The organism is Castellaniella ginsengisoli, assembly GCF_040955415.1.
In the GTDB taxonomy this organism is placed as follows: domain Bacteria; phylum Pseudomonadota; class Gammaproteobacteria; order Burkholderiales; family Burkholderiaceae_B; genus Castellaniella; species Castellaniella ginsengisoli.
Map to the genome: position 1 here is coordinate 1,850,843 of NZ_CP158257.1, position 17,437 is coordinate 1,868,279.

Annotated in this window: 20 protein-coding genes and 1 tRNA gene; 13 read left to right on the forward strand and 8 right to left on the reverse strand. The window is 69.2% G+C overall.

Translation table 11 applies throughout. The features are described 5' to 3' along the window. The first annotated feature begins 6 nt into the window (after nt 1–6). Both ABRZ00_RS08800 and ABRZ00_RS08805 read left to right on the forward strand, forming a co-directional pair. Entirely contained in the window at nt 7–1,905 is a 1,899-nt protein-coding gene (locus tag ABRZ00_RS08800; RefSeq protein ID WP_368647668.1) for a LapD/MoxY N-terminal periplasmic domain-containing protein, read from the forward strand. Nucleotides 1,906–2,013: 108 nt separating this feature from the next. Beyond that, nucleotides 2,014–2,088, forward strand: a tRNA-Arg gene (locus ABRZ00_RS08805). A 5-nt stretch (nt 2,089–2,093) separates the two neighbouring features. Here the strand turns inward: ABRZ00_RS08805 and ABRZ00_RS08810 are convergent. Together ABRZ00_RS08810 and xerD are read right to left on the reverse strand one after the other, a co-directional pair. Next, on the reverse strand, nt 2,094–2,591 hold the full coding sequence (locus tag ABRZ00_RS08810) for an aminoacyl-tRNA deacylase (protein WP_368647669.1): 498 nt from the start codon (nt 2,589–2,591) through the stop codon (nt 2,094–2,096). Between the two features lie 19 nt (nt 2,592–2,610). Beyond that, nucleotides 2,611–3,513, reverse strand: a complete 903-nt coding sequence (gene xerD / locus ABRZ00_RS08815; RefSeq protein WP_343838425.1) for a site-specific tyrosine recombinase XerD — start codon at nt 3,511–3,513, stop codon at nt 2,611–2,613. Between the two features lie 235 nt (nt 3,514–3,748). Between xerD and modA the strand changes: the two genes are divergently transcribed. From modA to ABRZ00_RS08830, 3 genes are read left to right on the forward strand one after another with little or no spacing between them, the layout of a single operon-like run. Then, nucleotides 3,749–4,498, forward strand: a complete 750-nt coding sequence (modA, locus tag ABRZ00_RS08820) for a molybdate ABC transporter substrate-binding protein (protein WP_368642280.1) — start codon at nt 3,749–3,751, stop codon at nt 4,496–4,498. Between the two features lie 4 nt (nt 4,499–4,502). Next, nucleotides 4,503–5,192 carry a molybdate ABC transporter permease subunit gene (modB, locus tag ABRZ00_RS08825; RefSeq protein ID WP_343838429.1) on the forward strand — a complete coding sequence of 230 codons (690 nt, stop codon included), beginning with the start codon at nt 4,503–4,505 and terminating at the stop codon, nt 5,190–5,192. Continuing rightward, nucleotides 5,189–5,887 carry an ABC transporter ATP-binding protein gene (locus ABRZ00_RS08830; RefSeq protein ID WP_368642279.1) on the forward strand — a complete coding sequence of 233 codons (699 nt, stop codon included), beginning with the start codon at nt 5,189–5,191 and terminating at the stop codon, nt 5,885–5,887. The genes modB and ABRZ00_RS08830 overlap by 4 nt, the downstream gene beginning before the upstream one ends. 28 nt (nt 5,888–5,915) lie before the next feature. Here ABRZ00_RS08830 and ABRZ00_RS08835 read toward each other — a convergent pair whose 3' ends face one another. Then, on the reverse strand, nt 5,916–6,749 hold the full coding sequence (locus tag ABRZ00_RS08835) for a TOBE domain-containing protein (RefSeq protein ID WP_368642278.1): 834 nt from the start codon (nt 6,747–6,749) through the stop codon (nt 5,916–5,918). A gap of 32 nt (nt 6,750–6,781) precedes the next feature. Further along, nucleotides 6,782–7,648, reverse strand: a complete 867-nt coding sequence (locus ABRZ00_RS08840; RefSeq protein ID WP_368642277.1) for an NAD-dependent epimerase/dehydratase family protein — start codon at nt 7,646–7,648, stop codon at nt 6,782–6,784. 53 nt (nt 7,649–7,701) lie between these two features. On the opposite strand from ABRZ00_RS08840, the gene mog reads away from it, so the two are divergent. From mog to ABRZ00_RS08875, 7 genes are all read left to right on the forward strand, one after another. Beyond that, a complete protein-coding gene (mog, locus tag ABRZ00_RS08845) occupies nt 7,702–8,331 on the forward strand; it encodes a molybdopterin adenylyltransferase (protein WP_368642276.1) in 630 nt (209 codons plus the stop codon). Between the two features lie 107 nt (nt 8,332–8,438). Next, nucleotides 8,439–9,503: a class II fructose-bisphosphate aldolase gene (gene fba, locus ABRZ00_RS08850; RefSeq protein ID WP_343838439.1), complete on the forward strand. Its 1,065-nt coding sequence runs from the start codon at nt 8,439–8,441 to the stop codon at nt 9,501–9,503. A 5-nt stretch (nt 9,504–9,508) separates the two neighbouring features. Further along, nucleotides 9,509–10,396 (forward strand): phosphoribosylaminoimidazolesuccinocarboxamide synthase, encoded by an 888-nt coding sequence (locus ABRZ00_RS08855; protein ID WP_368642275.1) that lies wholly within the window; start codon nt 9,509–9,511, stop codon nt 10,394–10,396. Next, entirely contained in the window at nt 10,393–10,911 is a 519-nt protein-coding gene (purE, locus tag ABRZ00_RS08860; RefSeq protein ID WP_343838444.1) for a 5-(carboxyamino)imidazole ribonucleotide mutase, read from the forward strand. The genes ABRZ00_RS08855 and purE overlap by 4 nt, the downstream gene beginning before the upstream one ends. Then, entirely contained in the window at nt 10,908–12,080 is a 1,173-nt protein-coding gene (locus ABRZ00_RS08865; protein WP_368642274.1) for a 5-(carboxyamino)imidazole ribonucleotide synthase, read from the forward strand. The genes purE and ABRZ00_RS08865 overlap by 4 nt, the downstream gene beginning before the upstream one ends. Next, entirely contained in the window at nt 12,073–13,116 is a 1,044-nt protein-coding gene (locus tag ABRZ00_RS08870; RefSeq protein WP_368639495.1) for an L-threonylcarbamoyladenylate synthase, read from the forward strand. Before ABRZ00_RS08865 ends, ABRZ00_RS08870 begins: the two co-directional genes overlap by 8 nt. A gap of 157 nt (nt 13,117–13,273) precedes the next feature. Next, nucleotides 13,274–13,714: a MaoC family dehydratase gene (locus ABRZ00_RS08875; RefSeq protein WP_368642273.1), complete on the forward strand. Its 441-nt coding sequence runs from the start codon at nt 13,274–13,276 to the stop codon at nt 13,712–13,714. Between the two features lie 16 nt (nt 13,715–13,730). Here the strand turns inward: ABRZ00_RS08875 and purU are convergent, their stop codons facing one another. From purU to ABRZ00_RS08895, 4 genes are read right to left on the reverse strand one after another with little or no spacing between them, the layout of a single operon-like run. Continuing rightward, nucleotides 13,731–14,579 (reverse strand): formyltetrahydrofolate deformylase, encoded by an 849-nt coding sequence (purU, locus tag ABRZ00_RS08880; protein WP_368642272.1) that lies wholly within the window; start codon nt 14,577–14,579, stop codon nt 13,731–13,733. Between the two features lie 58 nt (nt 14,580–14,637). Then, entirely contained in the window at nt 14,638–15,168 is a 531-nt protein-coding gene (locus tag ABRZ00_RS08885; protein WP_368642271.1) for a flavin reductase family protein, read from the reverse strand. 5 nt (nt 15,169–15,173) lie between these two features. Continuing rightward, on the reverse strand, nt 15,174–15,806 hold the full coding sequence (gene pdxH, locus ABRZ00_RS08890; RefSeq protein WP_368642270.1) for a pyridoxamine 5'-phosphate oxidase: 633 nt from the start codon (nt 15,804–15,806) through the stop codon (nt 15,174–15,176). Between the two features lie 20 nt (nt 15,807–15,826). Next, nucleotides 15,827–16,513, reverse strand: a complete 687-nt coding sequence (locus ABRZ00_RS08895; protein ID WP_368642269.1) for a gamma-glutamylcyclotransferase — start codon at nt 16,511–16,513, stop codon at nt 15,827–15,829. 61 nt (nt 16,514–16,574) lie between these two features. Between ABRZ00_RS08895 and ABRZ00_RS08900 the strand changes: the two genes are divergently transcribed. Continuing rightward, nucleotides 16,575–17,435: a ThiF family adenylyltransferase gene (locus ABRZ00_RS08900; protein ID WP_368642268.1), complete on the forward strand. Its 861-nt coding sequence runs from the start codon at nt 16,575–16,577 to the stop codon at nt 17,433–17,435. The last annotated feature ends 2 nt before the right edge of the window (nt 17,436–17,437 follow it).

Here is a 17,437-nt window from a genome sequence, read left to right on the forward strand (position 1 = left end):
AATGTCATGTCCCTATTGAGACAACTGCTGTTGAGCGTGACCCTGGCGATCCTGGTGATCCTGGCCGGGACGACCATTTTCAGTATCGGCTCGGCGCGCCAATACCTGGATGCCCAGTTGCAGGGCCAGAGCGATTCCACCGCGACGTCGCTGGCCCTGACGCTGTCGCAGCCCTCCAATCAGGATCCCACGGTGCGGGAATTGCTGCTTTCGGTGTTGTTCGACAGCGGCCAGTTCCAGGTGGTCGAGTTTCTGGATCCGACGGGCCGGATCCTGATCCGCCGCGAGATGGGGGATGGCCGGGATGACCGTGTGACCGCACCGGATTGGTTCAGCCATCTGTTGCCTCTTGAGCGGCACGAAGCCCAGCGCCAGGTGACCAACGGCTGGTCCCAACTGGGTGTGGTGCGGCTGCAGGCCAGCGATGCCTATGCGCGCAATGCGCTGTGGGACAGCACCGCGCGGATCGTGTCCCTGACGGTCGGCGCCGGCATTTTGTGGGGGTTGTTCGTGGCCATGCTGATGCGCTGGCTGCGCCGTGCGCTGCAGGATGACGTGACGGCGCGTGTCCAGGCCATGGCGCAGGCGGCGGCCGGCGACGAACTGCCGCCGGTGCGCCACCCCGCGATGGTGGAATTGCGCGAGGTGGCCCAGATCATCACGCATGCGCACCAGCGCGTGCAGGCGACGGCGGCGGAGCACCAGTCGCGCATCGAGTCGCTGGAGCTTGAACTGAACCAGGACGCCGTGACGGGCCTGGCCAATCGCAAGTATTTCATCAACGAGCTACGCCGGCTGCTGGAACAATCCGCGCCCGGCCAGAGCGAAGACGGCCACGTGATGCTGTTTCGCCAATGCGATCTGCAGTCGATCAACCAGACCATGAGCCGCCAGGTCGTGGATCAGTGGCTGCGCAATATGGGGCAATTGGTGCTGGAGGTCCTGCGCGAACGGCTGGGTCCGCAGGCCTGGCTGGCGCGCTTGAACGGTTCGGACTTCGCCTTTGTCCTGCCGATGGTGCCCGGCCCGGTGGCGGTGCGCGTGGCGCAGGCGGTGGGTGAAATTCTGCAGGCTCAGCGCATCCAGCTCGGGCAGGCGGGATTATGCCGCTGGCGCATGGTGCTGACGGATTTTGAGCCTGGTGAAGGGCTCAGCGATGTGTTGTCGCGCCTGGACGAGGCGCTGATGCGCGCGGAAAGCGCCGGCCATACGGATGTGGAATACCTGCCTGGCGAAGACCTGCGCAGCCTGACGGGCGGCCGGGGCGGCGGCGAGCAGGCGTGGCGCACGCTGTTGCGCAATGCCCTGCAGGAAGGCTGGTTTGCCCTGGCGACGCAGCGCAACCCGTCCGCAACCTCCGAGGATCGCGCCCAGGGCTTGCTGACGCTGCACGAACCCGGCGCGTCGGAGCCGCTGTCGGGCTACCTGTTCATGCCCCCCGCAGTGCGCCTGGGGCTGTCGGCGGCATGCGATGTCCAGGCGGTCAGCCTGGGGCTGGGCTGGCTGCGAACCCATCCCGGCGATCTGGTGCTGCGCGTGTCGCTGGCCTCGATCCTGCATGAGGAATTCCGCGGCGAGGTCGCGGCGCTGCTGGCCGACATGCCCGACCAGAGCGCCCGGCTGCTGATCGATCTGGACTCCTACGGTCTGGTGGCGCATCGTGCGCAAGTGACGGCGTTTGCCGCGATGCTGCGCGAACATGGCGTGCGCCTGGGCCTGCGGCGTTTTGCAGAGCAGCCCGAGGCGCTGCTGTACCTGCATGAAATCCGGCCCGAGTACATCCGCGTGTCGGGCAATCTGCTGGCCGCCCAGGCCGACAGTCCGGGTGCCCGCCGCTTGTTGGCGGCCGTCCAGGACACCGCCCGCGAGATCGGCGCGGTGGTGGACTTGGCGGCCGGATCGTAAACTATATAATCACAGGTTCACATCGAATCGGCCGGCCCCGTCTTGGGGCTCCTGGCCGGTTCCGCCCCGGCGCTCGGCTTTCGCGGCCGCGCCTGCCGGGCACGCCTCGTCTCCTTAGTTAAATGGATATAACTTTCCCCTCCTAAGGGAAGATTGCAGGTTCGATTCCTGCAGGAGACGCCAGGAATCTATTCTTCCAGCGCCACCGACACGGGCTTCGCGCCCAGCGCGCCGGTCAGCACGTCTGACGCCACACTGATCAGATACCCCCGCCGTCCGCCGTTCAAGTACACCGTGTCGTAGTCCAGCAGGCTGGCCTCGATCCACACCGGCATGCGCTTGCGCGTGGCAAAAGGCGAGGTGCCGCCCACCTGATAGCCCGAATGGCGCTGCGCCGTTTCCGGCGCGCAGGGGGCGATCTTCTTGGCCCCGGTCTGGCGGGCCAGGTTTTTGGTGGAGACCTCGCAGTCGCCGTGCATCAGCACGATCAGCGGGCGGGCCTGCTCGTCTTCCATGATCAGGGTCTTGGCGACCTGATGCGGGGGAACGCCCAGTTGGCGCGCGGCTTCGCGCGCGCCGCCATGGTCGACGTAGTCGTAGGGATGCTCGCCAAAGGCGATCTTCTGCTGCCGCAGCCAATGCGTGGCGGGGGTCTCGGAGGTGTGCTTGGTCTTGGTCTTGGTCATGGCTGAGTGCGGGATGGCCTCAGGCGCGCGGATGGTGCTGGGCGTGCAGGGTCTTGAGCCGTTCCCGGGCGACGTGAGTGTAGATCTGGGTGGTGGAGATATCCGCGTGGCCCAGCAGCATCTGCACGACGCGCAGGTCGGCGCCGTGGTTCAGCAAGTGGGTGGCGAAGGCATGGCGCAGCACGTGGGGCGACAGGGGCACGCGGATGTCGGCCTGCTGGGCGTACTTGCGGATCAACTGCCAGAAGGCCTGGCGCGTCATGCCGGCCCCGCGGGCGGTGACGAACAAGACATCGCAGGGACGCGCCCCGAGGATGGCCGGCCGGCTTTCACGCAGATGGCGCTCGATCCAGTGCAGGGCTTCGGCGCCCAGGGGCACCAGGCGATCCTTGCCGCCTTTGCCCATGACGACGCGCACGACGCCGTCGCTCAGGCTCAGTTCCTGGACGGCCAGCCCGACCAGTTCGCTGACACGCAGGCCCGTGGCATACAGGGTTTCCAGCATGGCGCGGTCGCGCAGCCCCAGAGGAGTGTCGATGTCCGGCGCGGCCAGCAGGGCTTCGACCTGGGTCTCGGACAAGGTCTTGGGAAACCGGGCGGGCTGGCGGGCGCTGCGCAGGCCCAGACAGGGGTCTTCGACGCACAGGCCGCGCCGCAGCGCCCATAGAAAGAACCGCCGCAGGGCGGCCAGGCGCCGGTTGGCCGTGCTGGCCTTGGTCTGCCGGTACTGTGCCGCCAGCCAGGCCTGGATGTCCTCTTGCCGCGCCGTCTCGGGCGGACGGCCGCGTTCGGCGCGCAGCCAGCCGCCGAAGGCGCACAGGTCGCGCCGGTAGGCGGCCAGGGTATTGTCCGCCAGGCCGTCCTCCAGCCACAGGGCGTCCAGAAAAGCGTCGATCGTCGGGAAAAGAGAGGGCTGCGCCATGGCCGCCGGGGCCTTCGTGGTGGGTATGCGGGGATTTTACCCGTCCGGGCGCCCGGGGCGGCCGGCGCCGCGTTTGCTGAAGGTCAAGCCGATACCTGATATCACGCGGACAGAATAGCGGAATATACCTATATATATTACGATGGTTGCCTGTCCGTCTGAGGCGCCCCGTTCATGGGGGGCGGCCCGTGATTCAGATCACGGCCACGGCGGCGGTCAAGACGAGGAGTTCTGCATGAAGATTCGTGTTTTGGTGGCTGCGTGCGTCCTGAGCTGCGTGGGGATGCCGGTCATGGCCGGCGAGCTTCTGGTGTCGGCCGCCGCCAGCCTGACCAATGCCTTCAAAGAACTGGCGACGCAATACGAAGCCGCCCATCCGGGAACCAAGGTGCTGACGTCCTTTGGCTCGTCGGACGTGGTGCTGCGCCAGATCGTCGAAGGCGCGCCGGCCGACGTGTTTGCCTCGGCCGATCAGAAGGCCATGGACAAGGCGGTGGATGCCAAGGCCGTGGACCCCGCCACGCGCGTGGATTTTGCGCGCAACGAGGTCGTGCTGGTGGTGCCGGCCGGCAATCCCCGGGGCATCGCGTCCCTAGATGATTTGAAGGGGGCCGGCGTGACGCGCATCGCCCTGGGCAACCCGGCCTCCGTGCCGGTGGGCCGCTACACCCAGGCCGCCCTGGAGAAGGCCGGCGCCTGGGAGACGGTCAAGGCGCATGAGATCCTGGGCCAGAATGTGCGCCAGGTGCTCAGCTACGTCGAGCGCGGCGAGGTCGACGCCGGTTTCGTCTATGCCACCGACGCCGCGGTCATGAAGGACAAGGTCAAGGTCGTCCAGGCGATCGAGTCGCCTGTGCCGGTGTCTTACCCGATCGCGCTGGTGCGGCGCGCCGGCCGCGCGCCGGAGGCGGCCGATTTCCTGGCGTTCCTGCTGTCGGCCGAGGGCCGGGCGGTGCTGGCGCGCCATGGATTCGCCGAGCCCTGACGCCGTGAGCGACATCTGGATTCCACTGTTGCTGTCGCTGAAAGTCGCCGGCTGGGCGACCGTGCTGGCGACGGCCGGCGGGGTGGCCGTCGCCTGGGGGCTGTCGCGCTGGTCCTCGCGCTGGTGCGATGTGGTCGATGCCCTCCTGACGCTGCCCATGGTGCTGCCGCCCACCGTGATCGGCTATTACCTGCTGGTGCTGTTCGGCCGGCGCGGCTGGCTGGGCGAATGGCTGCAATCGCACGGCATCGAGCTGGTTTTCACTTGGCAGGGCGCGGTGGCGGCCGCCGCCGTGGTGGCGTTTCCGATGGTGCTGAAAGCCGCCCGGGCGGCCTTCCTGGACGTGGATCATCGCCTGGAGCAGGCGGCCGCCGTGCTGGGCGTGTCGCCCGCCGCCGTGTTCTTTCGCGTCAGCCTGCCGCTGGCGATGCGCGGCATCCTGGCCGGGGTGCTGCTGGCGTTTGCGCGCGCGTTGGGAGAATTCGGCGCCACGCTGATGGTGGCCGGCAATATCCCGGGCCGCACGCAGACCTTGTCGATCGCCATCTACGAAGCGGTCCAGGCCGGCGACGACGGCGCGGCCAACATCCTGGTGCTGGTGACCTCGGCTGCCTGTGTGGCCATCCTGTGCCTGGCGTCCTGGCTGACGCCCGGCGGGCGCAAGCGGCGGTCCGGACGCCGGAGCGCATCATGAGCCTGTCGGTCGATATCGAGTGCCGCATCGGCGGCGACGATGGCTTTCTGTTGCGGCCGCGCTGGCGTACCGATGCCCGGCGCGTGGCGCTGTTCGGGCCGTCGGGCTCGGGCAAAAGCCTGACGATGCAGGCCATCGCCGGGCTGCTGCGCCCCGACCGGGGCCGCATCGAGGCCGGCGGCCGGGTTTTGTTCGATGCGCGGACGGGGGTGGACGTGCCGCCGCGCCGCCGGCGGCTGGCCTATCTGTTCCAGGACTATGCGTTGTTTCCCCATCTGACGGTGCGCCAGAATATCGGTTTCGGCCTGCGGCAGGGATGGCTGAACCTGCATGGCCGCCGCGATTTGCCGGAACGGGCCCAGCGCTGGGTGCGGGCTTTCGGCCTGGCGGCGCTGATGGACCGCTATCCGGCCGAATTGTCCGGCGGACAACGGCAGCGCGCGGCCCTGGCGCGGGCCTTGTCCACCGATCCCGGGCTATTGCTGCTGGATGAACCCCTGTCTGCCCTGGACGCAGGCCTGCGGATACGGATGCGGGAGGAATTGGCCCAGTTGCAGCGCGACATCGATATCCCGACCGTCTTGATCACGCATGACCTGGCCGACGTCCAGGCGCTGGCCGACGAGGTCTTTCACATCGAACACGGTGAAATCCAGGGGCGGGCCGAGCGTGTTGAACGAGGTGCCGGAGCCTGAGGCGGCTGGGTCCATTTCATGTCCGATCTCAATCCGCCGTGCCGATCAGTACGTCCGCGGCCTGGAAGCAGGCCAGGGCCGTGTCGCCGGGAGCAAGGGCGGAGCCCTGCGCGTGCGGCCCGGCCAGCCCCGTGATGCGCACCCGGGGGCTGATGTCCAGGCTGATCTCCATCAGGGCGTCATCGTCCGTTCGATGGCCGATGCGGCCGGTCCAGCGGTTCAGACCCTCGGGATCGGCGGCGCCGGGCGCGGGCGGCGCGGCGGGTTCCGCGGGCCCGATGCGGACTGCCTGGGCCTTCAGGAAGGCCAGCGCGCGCCGGCCCTCGGCCAGGCCCAGCCTTTCGGTGCTGGCGTGGGTCAGCGTGGCGATCAAGGAGATGCCCTCGTCCAGGTCCAGCCGGATGCGGTCGTTGATGCGCCCGGATTCGATGGCGCCGACGATGCCGTCATAGCGATTGCGGGCCGAAGTCTGCAGCGCCATGCTGTGCAGCAGGTCCAGGTGGCGGGTGCCGTCGGGGCCGAAGCGCGCCAGGGCCGCCATGAAACGCTGATGTTCGGCCTGGGCGGCCTGGTACCAGGCGACCAGTTCGCGCGCCCGGCGAGTGAGGTGGGCGCCGCCGCCGCGCTTGCCGCCCGTGACGCGCTCGACCAGCAGGTCGCCGGCCAGGCTGTTCATCATGTCCACCGCATCCCAGGCGGCTTTGTAGCTGAGGCCGATCTTGCGCGCCGCCGCACTGATCGAGCCCTCGGTGCCGATGGCGGCCAGCAGGGCCATGCGCCGCTCCGTCCCCCAGCTCTGATCGCCGCTGCGCAGACTCAGCGTGGTGCTCAGCTCAAGAGGGCGGGGGACGTTCTTCATCATGAAGGGCAGTGTAGGCGGCGACGGCGCGCGGCTCAAGATCGCCGGTTCACCGCTGCGGCCGCCAGGCAGGCCGCATAGCCTTCGAGCGCGTCGGGCCAGGCCGGCGCCCAGCCGCTGGCCTTCAGGCGCGCGTTCGACAGGCGCTTGCCGTCAGGGGGGCGCGCTTCCCGGGCCGGGGCCGGCCCGCCCGCCAGACGCGCCAGGGCATCGTACAGATCCGCCGTCGGCCGGGGGCGGTCATCGGTGCCGATGTAGCAGGGCAGGGGGGTGGCCAGGGTCAGCAGGTGGGCGCAGGCGCGCGCCGCGTCGTCGATGTGGATGCGGTTGGCCCAATGGCCGGGTCCGTCCGGCGCAATGATCCGGCCGGTCCGCAATCCGTCGGTCAGGCGCAGGCGTCCGGGGCCGTACAGACCCGACAGGCGCAGCGCGGTGCCGCGCCCGGGCAGCCGGTCATGCAGCAGGGCTTCGGCTTCCAGCATCGCCGCGCCGCGAAAATCCCGCGGGGCGGGCGGCGTGTCCTCGTCCACCAGGCCATCGGCCGCGTCCGGCCCCCAGACGGCGGAGGAGTCGACCAGCACGCAGCGCTGCAGCCGGTCGGGGTGGGGCAGGGCTTCCAGCAGGGCGCGCAAGCCGTGCGGATAGGCGCGCGCGTAGGCGTCGGGCGTCCTGGCGTCCGGCGCGGGGGCGTACAGAAGGTGGGTGAACGGTGCGCCGGCGAGCGCCCCGGCCAGTGCGCCGGGATCGGCGAGGTCGGCCCGCCGCCAGTCGATCCGGGCGCCCGGCGCGGCGTTCATGGCCCGCCGCCTCAGGCCGGTGCAGGCCCAGGCATCGGAGTCCAGCGCATCCGCCGCGCGCGCGCACAGATCGCCGCCGATCAACAAAAGCGCATGCGCCGTCACGAGGCCGTCACCGAATAGAATGTCCGTATTTCCATCTTCGCACAGTCTATCCCATGAGCGATTCCTTTCCCCCGCGCCGCAGCCACCCCGATGAACTGGTCGTGGGACTGGTGTCCGTTTCCGATCGGGCCGCGTCCGGTGTTTACGAGGACCAGGGCATCCCGGCCCTGAAGGAATGGCTGGGTGCCGCCCTGACGCAGCCGCCGCGCATCGTCGCCCGGCTGATCCCGGACGAGCGGGCGGGTATTGCCGCCGCCTTGCGCGAGCTGGTGGACGAGGCGCGCTGCGACCTGGTGCTGACCACCGGCGGGACCGGGCCTGCGCGGCGCGACGTGACGCCCGAGGCGACGCTGGATGTGGCGACCCGCGAGATGCCCGGCTTTGGCGAGCAGATGCGCCAGGTCAGCCTGAAATTCGTGCCGACGGCCATCCTGTCGCGCCAGGTGGCGGTGATCCGCGAATTGCCCGATCATGCGGCCCTGATCATCAATCTCCCCGGACAGCCCAAGGCCATCCGCGAAACGCTGGAGGGCCTGCGCGGCGAGGACGGGGCCGTCCGGGTGCCCGGCATCTTCGCAGCCGTGCCGTATTGCCTGGATCTGATCGGCGGGCCGTATGTGGAAACCCGCGACGAGGTCGTCAAGGCGTTCCGGCCCAAGTCCGCGCGGCGTCCTGCCGCCTGATCCGGCCGGATCCCCGCGCCGTGGGAGCGGCCAGCAGCGAATCCCGATCCGCCTTAAAATCGTGGAATCCGTTTTTCCCACTATTCCATTCTTTTGGAGGTCCAGCCATGGCCCTGGTTTCCATGCGTCAGCTCCTCGATCACGCCGCCGAGCACGGCTACGGGATTCCCGCGTTCAACGTCAACAACCTGGAGCAGGTCCAGGCCATCATGGAGGCCGCCGACCAGACCGACAGTCCGGTGATCATGCAGGCCTCGGCCGGCGCGCGCAAATACGCCGGCGAGGGTTTCCTGAAATATCTGATCCAGGCTGCGGTCGAATCCTATCCGCACATCCCCGTGGTCATGCACCAGGACCACGGCCAATCGCCCGACGTGTGCCGGGGCGCCATCGAGCTGGGCTTCTCCAGCGTCATGATGGACGGTTCGCTGATGGCCGACGGCAAAACGATCGCCTCCTACGAATACAACCTGGACGTCACCCAGCAGGTGGTGGCCATGGCGCACAAGCTGGGCGTCACCGTCGAGGGCGAACTGGGCTGCCTGGGCTCCCTGGAAACCATGAAGGGCGACAAGGAAGACGGCCACGGCGCCGAGGGCACCATGACGCGCGAGCAGTTGCTGACCGACCCCGAGCAGGCCGCCGACTTCGTCAAGCGCTCCCAACTGGATGCCCTGGCGATCGCGGTGGGCACCAGCCACGGCGCCTACAAGTTCACCCGCAAGCCCACCGGCGACATCCTGTCGGTGCAGCGGATCAAGGAAATCCACGCCCGCCTGCCCAACACTCACCTGGTGATGCATGGCAGCTCCAGCGTGCCCCAGGAACTGCTGGCCGAGATCCGCGAGTTCGGCGGCGACATGAAGGAAACCTACGGCGTGCCCGTGGAAGAGCTCCAGGAAGCCATCAAGTTCGGCGTGCGCAAGGTCAACATCGATACCGATATCCGGCTGGCCATGACGGGCGCCATCCGCCGCTTCCTGGCGGAAAACCCCGGCAAGTTCGATCCGCGCGAATACCTCAAGCCGGCCCGCGAGGCCGCCAAGAAGATCTGCCTGGCGCGCTATGAGCAATTCGGCACGGCCGGCCACGCATCCAAGATCAAGGCGATCCCGCTGTCCGAGATGGCCGCACGCTACGCCTCCGGCGAACTCAAGCAATTGGTGAACTGAACCCAATGAAGGCCCTGCTCCAATCCTCCATCGAGTCGCTGCCCCTGCTGGGGCGCGGCAAGGTCCGCGACATGTACGCCGTGGGCGAAGACAAGCTGCTCATCGTCGCCACCGACCGGATCTCGGCCTTCGACGTGATTCTCGACGACCCCATCCCCGGCAAAGGCCAGGTCCTGACGGCGCTGACCGAATTCTGGCTGGCGCGCCTGGGGCACCTGATCCCCACGCATGCCACCGGCATCGCGCCCGAAGACGTGGTCGCCCCTGGCGAGCGCGATCAGGTGGCCGGGCGCGCCATGGTGGTCAAGCGCCTGGAGCCCATCCTGGTCGAGGCGGTCGCGCGCGGCTACCTGATCGGTTCGGGCTGGAAAGACTACCAAGCCACCGGCGCGGTCTGCGGCATTGCCTTGCCGCCGGGCCTGCGCCAGGCCGAGCGCCTGCCGGAGCCGATTTTCACCCCGGCGGCCAAGGCCGAATTCGGCCAGCACGACGAAAACGTCGATTTCAACTACGTTGTGGCCCAGGTGGGCGCCGACCTCGCCGCCGAGCTGCGTCGCGTCACCCTGGCCCTGTACGCCGAGGCGGCCGAATATGCCCGCGGCCAGGGCATCCTGATCGCCGACACCAAGTTCGAGTTCGGCCTGGATGCGCGCGGCACGCTGCATCTGATGGACGAAGTCCTGACGCCGGATTCCTCGCGCTTCTGGCCGGCCGACGCCTACGAAGTGGGCATCAGCCCGCCGTCCTTCGACAAGCAGTTCGTGCGCGACTGGCTGGAAACCCAGGATTGGGACAAGACCGCGCCGGCACCGCGCCTGCCGGCCGAGGTGCAAGAGCGCACGGCGGCCAAGTACCGCGAGGCTCTGGACCGCCTGACCCAGGGGAAGGCATGACGGCGGCCGGCAACGGAGCCCAGGCCCCCGTGGTCGGCCTCGTCATGGGTTCGTCCAGCGACTGGGACGTCATGCGCCATGCGGCGGCGGTGTTCGACGAATTCGGCATCGCCCACGAATCCCGCGTCGTCTCCGCCCACCGCATGCCGCTGGACATGGTCGAATACGGCGCCCAGGCGGCCGGACGCGGCTTGCGCGCCATCGTCGCGGGCGCGGGCGGCGCGGCCCACCTGCCCGGCATGCTGGCGGCGCTGACGCCGGTGCCGGTGTTCGGCGTACCCGTGCCGTCGCGCTATCTGCGCGGCGAGGATTCCCTGCTGTCCATCGTGCAGATGCCGCGTGGCGTGCCGGTGGGCACCTTTGCCATCGGCGAGGCGGGCGCGGCCAACGCCGCCTTGCACGTGGTGGCCAATCTGGCCATGACGGACCCCGGCCTGCTGCACAAGCTCCAGGCCTACCGCGCACGCCAGACCGAGGTTGCGCGTGCCATGGTCGTGCCGCCGGAGGCTTCATGACGCGGGCGGCGGGCGATGCGCCGCTGCTTCCCGGCGCCTGGCTGGGCGTGCTCGGCGGCGGCCAATTGGGCCGTATGTTCTGCCAGGCGGCCCAGGCCCTGGGCTACCGCGTCGCCGTGCTGGATCCGGCCCAGACCTGTCCGGCGGGCATGGTGGCCGATGAGCACATCCGCGCAGCCTACGATGATCCGGCGGCGCTCGATCGCCTGGCGCAGCGCTGCGCCGCCGTGACCACCGAATTCGAGAACGTCCCGGCCGACAGCCTGCGCCGCCTGGCGCGCACCCGCATTGCCGCGCCCGCCGGCGAGGCCGTGGCGGTGGCCCAGGACCGCCTGGCGGAAAAATCCTACATCCAGGCGGCGGGCGTGCCGGTGGCCGCCCATGCGGCCATCGGGTCGGCGGCCGACCTCGATGCCTGTCCCGACACGCTGTTCCCGGGCATTCTCAAGACAGCCCGCTTCGGCTACGACGGCAAGGGCCAGGCCCGCGTCGCCTCGCGCGACGAAGCCCGCCAGGCCTTTGGCGCGCTGCATGGCGCGCCCTGCATCCTCGAGGCCCTGCAACCGCTGGATTACGAGATCTCGGTGGTGGTGGCCCGCGACTTGCACGGCCGGTCCGTCAGCTATCCGCCGTCGCGCAATGTCCATCGGGACGGCATCCTGGCGCTGTCGGTCGCGGACGGCTCGGTGCCGGACGGCATCGCCGGCCAGGCGCGCGGCCACGCCCTGTCCCTGGCCGATCATCTCGACTACCACGGCGTGCTGTGCGTCGAGTTCTTCGTGCTGCGCGATGGCCGCGTCCTGGCCAACGAGATGGCGCCGCGCCCCCATAACAGCGGCCACTATACCCAGGACGGCTGCCTGGTCAGCCAATTCGAGCAACAGGCGCGCGTCATGGCCGGCCTGCCGCTGGGCGGGACCGAAATGCTGCGGCCCGCGGCGATGCTCAACCTGTTGGGCGATCTGTGGTTCGACGCCCAGGGGCGGCCACGCGAACCGGATTGGGCCGGCGTGCTGGCGGTGCCCGGCACCCGCCTGCACCTGTACGCCAAGTCCGAGGCGCGCCGCGCCCGCAAGATGGGCCACGTGAACATCCTTGGTGCGGATGCCGCGCAATTGCATGCCCGCATCGCCCGGGTATCGGCCGTTCTGGGGCTTCCCGATGCCTGATCGCGCCGGCGCGGGCGGGGCGGCTGAAGCCGATCCCGGCCAGATCCTGGAAGCCGCCCAGCGGCTCGCCCAGGGCCGGCTGGTGGCCTTTCCGACCGAAACCGTCTACGGCCTGGGCGCCGATGCGGAAAACCCCGAAGCCATCGCACGCATCTATGCCGCCAAGAAGCGGCCGGCCGATCACCCCGTCATCGTCCATCTGGCGCCGGATACGGACCCGGGCTACTGGGCGGCCTTGATTCCGCCCCAGGCCCGGCAATTGATGGCGGCCTTCTGGCCGGGACCGCTGACCCTGATTCTGCCGCGGGCGGCCCGCATCCCGGACGCGGTCAGCGGCGGGCAGGACAGCATCGGCCTGCGCTGTCCTTCGCATCCGGTGGCCCAACGGCTGCTGCATGCCTTCTCGGTTCTCAAGCCGCACGGCAGCGGCGCGGTGGCGGCGCCGTCGGCCAATCAGTTCGGCCAGGTATCGCCCACGTGCGCCGATCACGTGCGCAGCGAGTTTCCCGATCTGGACGGGCAGGCGCTGATGATTCTCGAAGGCGGCGCCTCGGAGGTCGGGATCGAATCCACGATCCTGGATCTGTCGCGCCTGGATCGCGGCATCGGCCCCGTCCTGTTGCGGCCCGGCCATGTGACGGCCGCGCGGATCGCCGAAGTCCTGGGCGAAATGCCTGCCCGGCCCGATGCGGCGGCGCCCCGGGTCTCGGGGGCGCTCAAGGCGCACTATGCGCCGCGCACGCCTTTGTTCCTGGCGGATGCGCAGGCGCTGGCCGGGTTGGTCCGGGATGCCGGGGGCGCCGGCCTGCGGATGGCCGTGGTTGTCCTGGACGCCGCGCCTGGCCTTGCGCCGGCGGGCATCGACTGGGTTGTCTTGCCGGCGGATCCCGTCGTCTACGCGCGCCGCCTGTATGCGTTGCTGCGCGAACTCGACGGCGCGGGCTACGACCGCATCCTGCTGCAGCGCCCGCCGGCCGACCCGGTCTGGCAGGGCGTGAATGATCGCATCACCCGGGCGGCGGCGGCGTTCGCCTGAACCGCCGGTGCCGGCCGGCATGGGGCGGCGGGGGCATTTGCCGGCGCGGCGGGCGCAGGCGTTAAACTGTCCGGTCGCGAGGCCGGGGGGATGATCCTCCCGCCCTGATTGCGCCCAGGCCTGTGTCGCCGGGCGCTGCTTTGCGGAGCGTGATCCGATGAAATTCAAGGAATTCGAACCCGGCCAGGTGATTCAGCACGGGCCGATCGCGGTGGATGAAGCCGAAATGCTGGCGTTTGCGCGCGCCTATGATCCGCAGTGGTTTCACGTCGATGCGGGGCGCGCCCGCGAGGGGCGCTGGGGCGGCCTGATCGCCAGCGGCTGGATGACCTGCGGGCTGGCCATGCGCATGGCGACCGAAGCCGCTCTGCATGATTCGGAATCGTTCGGTTCGCCAGGGCTGGAACGTCTGCGCTGGATCACGCCGGTGCGCCCGGGCGATCAGCTTCGCCTGGAGGCGACGGTGGATACCAAGCGCGTGTCCTCCACGCGCGACGACCTGGGCATCGTCCGCTGGACCTGGCGCCTGTACAACCAGGACGACGCCCAGGTGCTGGAGGCCGAGGTCACCAGTCTCTTCGACCTGGGCGCCGCATAGGGCGCCGCCAGCGTTTTCAGCGGAACACCACCGTGCGCCGGTCGTTGAGCAGGATGCGGTGCTCGACGTGCCAGCGCACGGCGCGCGACAGCACCACGGATTCGATGTCGCTGCCGATGCGCGTCAGATCGGCGGGGCCCATGGCGTGGTCCACGCGCCCGATGTCCTGCTCGATGATGGGGCCCTCGTCCAGATCCTCGGTCACGTAATGCGCCGTGGCGCCGATCAGCTTCACGCCGCGTGCGTGAGCCTGGTAGTAGGGCCGCGCGCCCTTGAACCCGGGCAGGAAGCTGTGGTGGATATTGATGGCGCGGCCCTCCAGGGCGCGGCACAGCGCCGGCGACAGGATCTGCATGTAGCGCGCCAGCACTACCAGGTCGACCCGCTCGCGCTCGACCAGCGCCAGAAGTTGCGCTTCCTGCGCGGCGCGGGTTTCGGCCGACACGGGCAGGTGATGGAACGGCAGGCCATGGGATTCGGCCAATAAGCGGAAATCCTCGTGATTGGACACCACGCCGGCCACTTCGGCGGGCATCTGGCCGCCGCTCACCCGGAACAGCAGGTCGTTGAGGCAGTGGCCTTGGCGGCTGACCAGGACCAGCAGCCTGGCTTTCCGGGCTGTGTCGTGGAATCGGTATTCCATCTCGAAGCGCTCGGCGGCGCCGGCGAAATCGGCCGTCAGCGACTCGACGGGTTCGGCGACGGGCAGGGCGAAATGCACACGAAGGAAAAACCGCGAGGATTCCGGATCGCCGAATTGCTGTGCGTGAACGATGTTGCCGTGGTGCGTCAGCAGCCAACTGCTGACGGTATGGACGATGCCCATGCGGTCGGGGCAGGAAAGAGTCAGGATGTAGTCGTGCATGGCCGTCGGGAAGGCCGGCGCGCGGCGGCGCCGGCGGCAGAAAAGAAGCGGATCGGGTTCAGTTGCGGGACAGAGGCTCGCTGCCGGGGGTGAGCTCGAAGTCGCCCGCGTGGTAGATCAGCGGCGACAGCAGTTGTCGGTGGCAGTGCTCGACCTGGCCGACGAAGATCGTGTGGTCGCCCGCTTCGTGGCGCTGGGTGTTGTGGCATTCGAACCAGGCCGCGCAGTGCGTGTCGGCCAGCATCAGCGTGCCGTTGGGCGCGCGTTCCAGCGCCAGGCCGGTGAAGCGTTCGGCCTGCGGGCCTTTGGCGAAACGCCGGGCCAGATCGACCTGGCTGGCCGACAGCACATGAATGACGTAGCGGTCCAGTTTCTTGAAGGCGGACAGAGAGGCGGCCGTGTGCGTCAGCGTCCACAGCACCATCGGCGGTTCCAGTGAAACCGAGCTGAAGGAACTGATCGTCAGCCCCAGCGGGGTGCCGGCATCGGGATGCTCCGCCGTGATGACGGTGACGCCGGTGGGGAACCGGCCCAGGGCCGAGCGGAAGAACAAGGCCGGGAAATCGGCGGGCGTAGGGTGTGAACGCATGAGGCTCAGGGCGCGATGCGGTCGAGCGCCCAGTCGCCCTCGGCGTCGCGCGCGTAGACCAGGCGGTCGTGCAGGCGGGAAGGGCGGCCTTGCCAGAATTCGATGCGGGTGGCTTCCAGCCGGTAGCCGCCCCAGTGAGGCGGACGCGCCGGGTTGTCGCCCAGTTCCTGGGTCAGCTCGGCCACGCGCGTGGCCAGCGCATCGTGAGTGATGGGGCGGCTCTGGGGCGAGGCCCAGGCGCCAATGCGCGACCCCAGGGGCCGGCTGGCATAGTAGGCGTCGGATTCGGCGGCCGACACGGGGCTGACCGGCCCTTCGATGCGGACCTGCCGTTCAAGTTCGGGCCAGAAGAACAGCAGTCCCGCCTGGGGGTTGACGCTCAGCTCCAGCCCTTTGCGGGACTGGTAGTTGGTGTAGAACACGAAGCCCCGGGCGTCGAAATCCTTGAGCAGGACAATGCGCGCCGAGGGCCGGCCGGCGATGTCGGCCGTGGCCAGCGTCATGGCGGTCGGCTCGCGGACTTCGCTGTGCAGCGCCTGCTCGAACCATTGGCCGAACTGCGTGTAGGGGTCGGCGGCCACGGCGGATTCGAGAAGCTCGAATTTCTGGTAGGTCTGGCGGATATCGGCGATGGACATGGCGGTTTCTGAGCGAGGCGTCAAAGGGAAGACCGCAGCGAACGCGCGATGGCGCGCAGACGGTGGTCGGTGATGCCGACGGCTTCCAGGGTGTCGGCGGTTTGCAGCACGTATTCGGTGCAGGGGCCGTAGCGCCCATGCCCCTGGCGCACGATGGCGACGATCTGTTCGGTGGACAGACCGGTGACATAGCCCTCGTCCCGGCGGTCCATGGTGAAGACCAGGCCGGAAACGGGGCCCGCGGCCGTGTGGCAATTCAGCCAGCGCGGAATGTAGGCCCCGCTGGGCATTTCCCGTTGCCACAGGGCGTCCAGGATGCAGGGCACCTGGGCCCCGGCAATCCGGTAGGCGGTGCCTGCGCAGGAACCGCCCAGGTCCAGGCCGAAGACCAGGCCGGGATGTTCCGGTGTGCCGCGATTGATGCGCGACCACAGGCACAGCGCGCGGTGATAACCGTGGATGCGCGCGCGGCGGGCCTCCAGATGGTCGAATTCCGGTCGCCAGATGAGGGAGCCGTAGCCGAACACCCACAAGTCGGAGCGGCCGTCCCAGTGCCTCAGCGCCTGATCGATGGACGCCTGGTGCCAGGCGGCATCGCGCAGCCGGAAGGCTTCCGGCGGGGGCGGAAGCGGATGGGCGCGGGCGGCGGGCTTGTTCACGAAGGCGATGTCTGAGGGAAAACGGCCCTTATTGTAGAGGACTTGCATGCGGGCGCGGCGCGACGGCCCGGCTAGAATGGGGGATTCTCCTCTTTGCAACGCCGCCGCGATGTCCGATACCCCGCCGATCCATTCCCCCGCCGCCGATGCGGACGCCGCCCGCCGCTTCGGCGGCCTGGACCGTCTGTATGGCGACGGCGCCCGGCAGGCGCTCGCAGGCCTGCGCGTGGTGGTGGCGGGTATCGGCGGCGTGGGCGCCTGGTGCGCGGAAGCCCTGGCCCGTTCGGGCGTGGGATCGTTGGTGCTGGTGGATCTGGACCACGTGGCCGAATCCAACATCAACCGCCAGGTCCATGCGCTGGGCAGCACGCTGGGGCAGGCCAAGGTCGCGGCCATGGCGGCCCGCATCCTCGACATCAATCCGGATTGCCGCATCGAGTGCGTCGACGATTTTATCGGCCCCGGCAATGTCGAGGCGATTCTGTCGGGGCCGGCCGGCGTGCTGCTGGATTGCACCGATCAGGTGTCGGCCAAGGTCGCCATGATCCTGCGGGCCCGTGCGGCGGGCTGGGCGGTGCTGGTGTGTGGTGGCGCGGGCGGCAAGACCGACCCGCTGGCCTTGCGGGCCGGCGACCTGTCGGCCGTGACGCACGATGCCTTGCTGGGTCGGGTGCGCCAAGAACTGCGTCAGCGCCACGGTTACCCCAAGGGGGGGGCGGCAGGCGGCAAGCCGCGCCGCCGGGTGCCGCGCATGGGCGTGCATTGCCTGTGGTACGACCAGCCCGTCATCCTGCCCGCAGCCTGGAGCCAGCCGGCCGCGTCTGGCCTGGCCGCTGCGCCGCAGGGGCTCTCCTGTGCGGGCTATGGCTCGGCCGTGGCCATTACGGCGACCATGGGCATGGCGGCGGCCGACTGGGCCGTGCGTCGGGGCCTGGCGGCGCAGCGCTCGGATTTGATCGGCATGACATGATC

Bases quoted from the DNA above. Each gene is read 5' to 3' on its own strand.
- ABRZ00_RS08835 (WP_368642278.1), bottom strand. From the start codon at position 6,749: ATGATGAAGAACGTCCCCCGCCCTCTTGAGCTGAGCACCACGCTGAGT.
- ABRZ00_RS08895 (WP_368642269.1), bottom strand. From the start codon at position 16,513: ATGCAAGTCCTCTACAATAAGGGCCGTTTTCCCTCAGACATCGCCTTC.
- ABRZ00_RS08900 (WP_368642268.1), top strand. From the start codon at position 16,575: ATGTCCGATACCCCGCCGATCCATTCCCCCGCCGCCGATGCGGACGCC.
- ABRZ00_RS08885 (WP_368642271.1), bottom strand. From the start codon at position 15,168: ATGCGTTCACACCCTACGCCCGCCGATTTCCCGGCCTTGTTCTTCCGC.
- ABRZ00_RS08810 (WP_368647669.1), bottom strand. From the start codon at position 2,591: ATGACCAAGACCAAGACCAAGCACACCTCCGAGACCCCCGCCACGCAT.
- mog (WP_368642276.1), top strand. From the start codon at position 7,702: ATGAGCGATTCCTTTCCCCCGCGCCGCAGCCACCCCGATGAACTGGTC.
- xerD (WP_343838425.1), bottom strand. From the start codon at position 3,513: ATGGCGCAGCCCTCTCTTTTCCCGACGATCGACGCTTTTCTGGACGCC.
- purE (WP_343838444.1), top strand. From the start codon at position 10,393: ATGACGGCGGCCGGCAACGGAGCCCAGGCCCCCGTGGTCGGCCTCGTC.
- purU (WP_368642272.1), bottom strand. From the start codon at position 14,579: ATGCACGACTACATCCTGACTCTTTCCTGCCCCGACCGCATGGGCATC.
- ABRZ00_RS08875 (WP_368642273.1), top strand. From the start codon at position 13,274: ATGAAATTCAAGGAATTCGAACCCGGCCAGGTGATTCAGCACGGGCCG.
- modA (WP_368642280.1), top strand. From the start codon at position 3,749: ATGAAGATTCGTGTTTTGGTGGCTGCGTGCGTCCTGAGCTGCGTGGGG.
- ABRZ00_RS08855 (WP_368642275.1), top strand. From the start codon at position 9,509: ATGAAGGCCCTGCTCCAATCCTCCATCGAGTCGCTGCCCCTGCTGGGG.
- ABRZ00_RS08800 (WP_368647668.1), top strand. From the start codon at position 7: ATGTCCCTATTGAGACAACTGCTGTTGAGCGTGACCCTGGCGATCCTG.
- ABRZ00_RS08865 (WP_368642274.1), top strand. From the start codon at position 10,908: ATGACGCGGGCGGCGGGCGATGCGCCGCTGCTTCCCGGCGCCTGGCTG.
- ABRZ00_RS08830 (WP_368642279.1), top strand. From the start codon at position 5,189: ATGAGCCTGTCGGTCGATATCGAGTGCCGCATCGGCGGCGACGATGGC.
- ABRZ00_RS08870 (WP_368639495.1), top strand. From the start codon at position 12,073: ATGCCTGATCGCGCCGGCGCGGGCGGGGCGGCTGAAGCCGATCCCGGC.
- pdxH (WP_368642270.1), bottom strand. From the start codon at position 15,806: ATGTCCATCGCCGATATCCGCCAGACCTACCAGAAATTCGAGCTTCTC.
- fba (WP_343838439.1), top strand. From the start codon at position 8,439: ATGGCCCTGGTTTCCATGCGTCAGCTCCTCGATCACGCCGCCGAGCAC.